This is a genomic window from Rothia sp. HMSC076D04 (assembly GCF_001814645.1).
GTDB lineage: Bacteria > Actinomycetota > Actinomycetes > Actinomycetales > Micrococcaceae > Rothia > Rothia mucilaginosa.
Genome location: NZ_KV817369.1, coordinates 300,883 through 306,882, shown reverse-complemented (window position 1 = coordinate 306,882; position 6,000 = coordinate 300,883). Strand labels below are relative to the sequence as shown.

Annotated in this window: 4 protein-coding genes; all 4 read right to left on the bottom strand. The window is 61.7% G+C overall.

Annotated features, from left to right (window positions below; translation table 11 throughout):
- Positions 1-105: 105 nt before the first annotated feature.
- Entirely contained in the window at positions 106-363 is a 258-nt protein-coding gene (gene rpmA, locus HMPREF2980_RS05670) for a 50S ribosomal protein L27 (protein WP_005505766.1), read from the bottom strand.
- Between the two features lie 40 nt (positions 364-403).
- Positions 404-715, bottom strand: a complete 312-nt coding sequence (rplU, locus tag HMPREF2980_RS05665) for a 50S ribosomal protein L21 (RefSeq protein WP_005505764.1) — start codon at positions 713-715, stop codon at positions 404-406.
- 526 nt (positions 716-1,241) lie between these two features.
- Positions 1,242-5,078, bottom strand: a complete 3,837-nt coding sequence (locus HMPREF2980_RS05660; RefSeq protein WP_070690686.1) for an Rne/Rng family ribonuclease — start codon at positions 5,076-5,078, stop codon at positions 1,242-1,244.
- A gap of 558 nt (positions 5,079-5,636) precedes the next feature.
- On the bottom strand, positions 5,637-5,876 hold the full coding sequence (locus HMPREF2980_RS05650) for a hypothetical protein (RefSeq protein WP_005505761.1): 240 nt from the start codon (positions 5,874-5,876) through the stop codon (positions 5,637-5,639).
- Positions 5,877-6,000: the final 124 nt, after the last annotated feature.

Below are 6,000 nucleotides of genomic sequence, written 5' to 3'. Positions count from 1 at the left end.
TGGGGTGCGCCTCATCGTGGAACCCAGCACGGGCATCCACGGCATTCGAGGTCATAGCGAGAGGGGGTAGACTAACGCCTACCCCCTCTGCCCTAGCGGTGAGTATTACTCAGCTGCTGCCAGGATGTTAACGACCTTGCGGCCCTTGCGGGTACCGAATTCGACGGTGCCTGCTGCCAGAGCGAACAGGGTGTCGTCGCCACCGCGGCCAACGTTCAGGCCGGGGTGGAAGTGGGTGCCGCGCTGGCGAACGAGAATCTCGCCTGCGTTGACGGACTGGCCGCCGTAGCGCTTAACACCGAGGTACTGGGGGTTCGAGTCACGGCCGTTACGGGTGGAGCTTGCGCCCTTCTTGTGTGCCATTCTGTATTCCTACCTTAGGGTTGAATTCCGGTCGTCTTAATTACGCGTTGATAGCGGTAATCTTGACGGTGGTCAGCTCGGCGCGGAAGCCCTGACGCTTCTTGTAACCGGTCTTGTTCTTGTACTTCTGAATAACGATCTTCGGACCGCGCAGGTCCTCAACCTTCTCAGCAACAACCTTGGCGGAAGCCAGGGACTTTGCATCAGCGGTGACCTTGTCACCGTCGACGAGCAGCAGCACGGGCAGCTCGATGGTGCTGCCGGGCTCGCCTGCAACACGGTCAAGGGTAACGAGGTCGCCTACGGAAACCTTCTCCTGGCGGCCGCCAGCGCGTACAATCGCGTATGCCACTATGGGACTCACTTTTCTCGACAACTTGCTTCTTGGATCTCACACGAATGAGCAGCCTGCGCTTTCATTGCTGTGCGCCCTCCCCCGCCAGTCGAATGACCGCGAGCAAGGAGGAACGGCCCGTGAGTTCCGACGGGATTGCCCGCCGAAGCCAACACGCGAGGCTCACCGGTGGTGTCTCTCTCCCGCACGTTTCGACTCAGCCGATTATTCGACCACGCCGAAGACGATGCGGGTGGGAGCGGTGTCTCCCGCTGGCCCTGCGTCGATAGGGCTTCACTGAGATAAACACCAGTCCTTAAGGATACGGCATGATCTACGCGCCGCGCAATAGATAGTTTCACGGATTATCCGCAGACACCACGTGATGCTCCTCTAATACTGCACCGCACTCTTAGTAGCGCCTTTAAAATGACGCAGCACACGCACAGAAAAAAATAGCCTCGGTAGGGAAGTTCCGGCTCGCCCTACCGAGGCTATCTCATATACACACACCATCGGAATTCCGATGATCGGAAGCTAAAGACTAATCGTCCTTACCTTCACGCTTAATGTCGGCAGCAGCAACGCCAATGCCGAACAAGACAGGGGCCGAAGCGTCATCAGCCACCGGAGCCACATCCGCAACAGAAGCGGAAGCAACCACGGAACCCTCAGCACGCTCGGAAGCGTCCACGGTCACGACCTGAGCACCGGCACCGGCACTCGAAGCCGCACGGCGAGTGCGACGCTTACGCGGAGTCGAACCGGGCACCTGAGCCGCAGGCTTCTGGGCTTCCTCAACCGGAGCCTCAACCACTGCGGGGGCTGCGCCCACCACACCGGTCACAGCCGGAGCAGCAATCACGCCGGTCACGACCGTACGAGACTCAGACTTCTCAACCTTATCATCCTTTGCGGGCGCCTGCTCGGATGCCACGCTCTGCTCAGCTGCCTTCTCGGCACGCTTCTCATCAGCGGCACGACGAGCACGGCGGCGGGAGGCACGCGGAGTCTCACGAACATCCTCGATGCGCAGGTCCTCACGCTCAACACGCTTGGACTCCTGAGCCTTCTGCACACCCGAGTTTACCTCAGCGGAGGTTGCCTCAGCGTTCTGCTGCTCACGGTCCTGGCGCTTGGACGAACGACGCTCCTCCGAACGATCCTCACGGCCCGAACGGAACGACTCACCCTCAGTGCGGGCAAGACGGCCAGCCTTCTGAGAAGCACGAGCCTTCGCCTCACCGGCGCGAATCGCCTCGAAACGATCCGAAGAGCGGCTAAAGCGCGGGTCGAGCTCCGGGTCAACGTGGTGCTCGTCCTCCAGCGCACCCGCGCCGGAATCCTCCACAGCGGCGATATCCGCATCGGTCAGCTCGCGGCGCTTACGGTTACGAGAAGACTTCTTCTCGCCACGCTTGGACGAACGACGCTCCTCAGAACGATCCTCCGAACGCTCCTGTTCAGAGTCCTTCGAGGAATCCTCAGCGGACTCTTCCACGCGGTCAAACGCGCTCGCCAGCTGCTCCAGGGAGAAGCCGCCCTGCTCGCCGATCCAGTTGCCCTCGGTGACCTCAGCGACCTTGTCCTCACGCTGAGCAACCTCCGCGTGAGCCTGCTCGCTGGCAGCCTCAGCAATACCCTGAATCTCCTGCTCAAGCGAAAGCTCAGCGGTCTCCGCGCGGCGCGAACGCTTGCGGCGCTTACGCTTCTTGCGGGTCGAAGTGGTCTCCTCCGAAGCCTCATCAGCCTGGGCGGATGCGGCAGCCACCGCAGCCATAGCGTTACGGCGCTCAGCCTTCTTCGACTCCAGAGCATCCTGCTTCTGCTGGTCACGAGAATCCTCGCGGGCAGCGGCACGGCTACGCTTACGGTCATTACGCTCATGGCGGTGGATGTAATCCGACGCGCCACCGCTACGACCGCTCAGCGGCTGATCGTGAACCACCAGGCCACGGCCGGCACACTGCTCGCAGGGCTCCGAGAAGACCTCAAGCAGACCGGTACCCAGGCGCTTACGGGTCATCTGAACCAGACCCAGCGAAGTCACCTCAGCCACCTGATGCTTGGTACGGTCACGGCCCAGGCACTCAATCAGGCGACGCAGAACCAGGTCACGGTTCGACTCAAGCACCATGTCAATGAAGTCAATGACGATAATGCCGCCAATATCGCGCAGACGCAGCTGACGGACAATCTCCTCAGCAGCTTCCAGGTTGTTCTTGGTGACGGTCTCCTCCAGGTTGCCGCCGCTACCGGTGAACTTACCGGTGTTCACGTCCACCACAGTCATGGCTTCGGTGCGGTCAATCACCAGCGAACCACCCGAAGGCAGGTACACCTTACGATCCAGAGCCTTCGCCAGCTGCTCGTTGATGCGGTAGTGGTCGAAGAGGTCATCCTCGCCATCCCACTGCTGCAGGCGGGAAACCAGGTCCGGCGCCACGTAGGTCACGTACGCCTCGATGGAATCCCAGGCGTTCTCTCCCTGAACAATCATCGCGGTGAAGTCCTCGTTGAAGACGTCACGCACGGTCTTAATCATCAGGTCGGGCTCCTGGTAGAGCATCTCCGGAGCCAGTACCTTACGGGAGTTAGCCTTCTCCTGAATCTCTTCCCACTGCGCACGCAGACGGTTAATATCGTGGGTCAGCTCCTCCTCAGAAGCACCCTCCGCCGCGGTACGAACAATCACGCCAGCACCCTCGGGCAGCTTGTCCTTCAGAATCTTCTTCAGGCGAGCACGCTCGGTGTCGGGCAGCTTGCGGGAAATACCGGTCATCGAACCGCCCGGCACGTACACCAGGAAGCGACCGGGCAGGGAAACCTGGCTGGTCAGGCGGGCACCCTTGTGACCAATCGGGTCCTTGGTGACCTGCACCAGAACCGAATCGCCGGGCTTCAGGGCGTTCTCAATCTTGCGGGGCGCACCGTCCAGACCGGTAACATCCCAGTTGACCTCGCCCGCGTACAGCACAGCGTTGCGGCCGCGTCCAATGTCAACGAACGCAGCTTCCATGGAGGGCAGAACGTTCTGAACCTTACCCAGGTACACGTTGCCAATCAGGGAATCCTGCTGGGTCTTGGACACGAAGTGCTCAGCCAGCACGCCGTCCTCAAGCACGCCAATCTGGATGCGGCCGTCCTTCTGACGAACCAGCATCTGACGGTCCACGGACTCGCGGCGAGCCAAGAACTCAGCCTCAGTCACGATGTGGCGGCGGCGGCCCAGGGAGCGGGACTCGCGGCGGCGCACACGCTTCGCCTCCAGGCGGGTAGAACCGCGCACACCGGTCACGGTGTTGGATGCGTGAGAGTCAGCCAGGCGCGGCGCACGCACCTTGGTGACGGTCTCAACGTCATCATCAACGCCGCCCTCAATCTCAATATCCTCGGTACCGCGGCGACGGCGACGGCGACGGTGGCTCGTCACCTCAGCCTCAGCGGCAGCCTCCTCGCGGCGGCGCTCCATGCGCTCCTTACGCTTCTGCTCCTCGGCAGCGGCGCGGCGTGCTTCACGCTCCAGCTTGGCGGCAACAGCGAGCTCGCTCAGCTCCTCCGGCTCGGGCGCCATGAACAGCGGCATCGCACCCATGGGGGTACGCGAGCGCAGTTCCTGCAGCTTCTCGCGCTGCAGGTCGCTAATGGTCTTTACCGGCTCGGGAGCTTCTGCGGGCTCCTCAGCCGCGGGCTCCTCAGCAGACTCTTCTGCGGCAGGTGCCTCAGGTGCAGCTTCTTCGGTTGCGGATTCTTCAGCAACCGCAGCAGCCTCGGCGGGCTGCTCTGCGGCAGCCTCTTCAGCGGGATCTTCAGCCTTCTCAGCCGGTGCGGGGGTTACGACCTCAACCTTGGCGGTCTCTTCCTTCACCTCAACGGCAGGCTCGGCAGACTCAGCGGCGGGGGCAACAACTTCCTCCACCTTCGCGGTCTTCTCCACGGTCTCGGTCTTAGCAACCTTCTCAACCTTGGCGACCTCTTCAACCTTCGCGGTCTTCTCGACGGTCTCGACCTTTGCGGTCTTCTCCTCAACAGCAGGCTCAGCCGCCTTCTTCTCAGCAGCCGCAAACAGGCTATCGAGGGTAGAAGCAACCTCGGTCTCAGACGCAACGGGAGCGGCAACCTTCGGTGCCGGCGCGTGCTTAGCCTTAGCATTACGCAGGTTGGTCAGGCCAGCAGCAATCGCCTCATCCAGGGGAACCTCAGGAGCCTTCTCCTTCTTCGGGCGACCCGGACGGCGGCGCTCAGCACCCTGCTGAGCCTCAGAGCTCTCACGAACATTCTTACGCAGAGTTTCACGGGTCTCTGCAGAGGCGTTCTTCTCCTCCGCGAGGGCGTTCAGCGCCTCAAAAACCCCAAGTTCGACGTTCTTCTCGTCAGACATTAATCTTCTTTCGTTACACCCTGCTCCGCACCGCAAGGATTTTAACAGCGCGCATACAGCGCAAAGCCTAGTTGCTGCCACCGCGGCTCAAGCCTCACCCTACGGTGCGCGTTCTTCGCGGGCACTATCTCATTCAGTGCTTCTGCCGTAGGGGGCGAGCGGGCGGAACGCAGAGCGCGCCGCGACGGTCACAGCCACCTCGCTCTCGAGCACGGCACGCTCACACCCTTCCTGGGTGCCCTGCCGGTCTTCGGGTTTCTTCGCCGAGGCGGGCGGCACGCGCGGTGCGACAGTTATGCTCCGCGGCTTATAGCCGGCGCTCATCGGGTACTCTCCCTCGATGCGTTGGTGGGGATCTTCATGCGCGTGCGGGGCGCACAAGACACCGTCTTTCATTATACCCGGTAGCGGGTGCCTCTAAGCCACCCAGGACCCCCAATCCAGGCATCACTTCCCACCAGGATGCGCGGGCACTGCGGCGAGCACCATAGCGGGTACAGCAAAGCCGGGCGTGCCACTACGCACCACCCGGCTTCAAAAACTTTCACAGAGGAGGGGCTAGTCCAGACCCAGCTCCGCATCGCGCGCCTCACGAGCCTGCTGAGCAAGCTTCGGGTCGGTCGGCAGGTACTCCGGACCGGAACCGGTCGCAAACGGAACGCCCAGAATGAAAACAAACGGAGAAACCACCAGCAGAATCACCCACAGCAGCGAGAAGTGACCGGCGGTCAGCAACAGCAGGGCAGTCAGAAAAATAACGGCAGCAGCGCCCATTGCGGCAATTCCGGCAGTCTTCACGGGTCTCCTCGAAGGGGTATCAAGAATCTAGTGTCCAGCAGAACGGCAGGCAGTCAACGCCGCAGGCAAAACCCGCGGACGGCTCCAGCTGACGCCGCTCAAGAATATACCTGACCATTATACG

Coding starts and splice junctions, on each gene's coding strand:
- rpmA (WP_005505766.1), bottom strand. CDS start 363: ATGGCACACAAGAAGGGCGCAAGCTCCACCCGTAACGGCCGTGACTCG.
- HMPREF2980_RS05660 (WP_070690686.1), bottom strand. CDS start 5,078: ATGTCTGACGAGAAGAACGTCGAACTTGGGGTTTTTGAGGCGCTGAAC.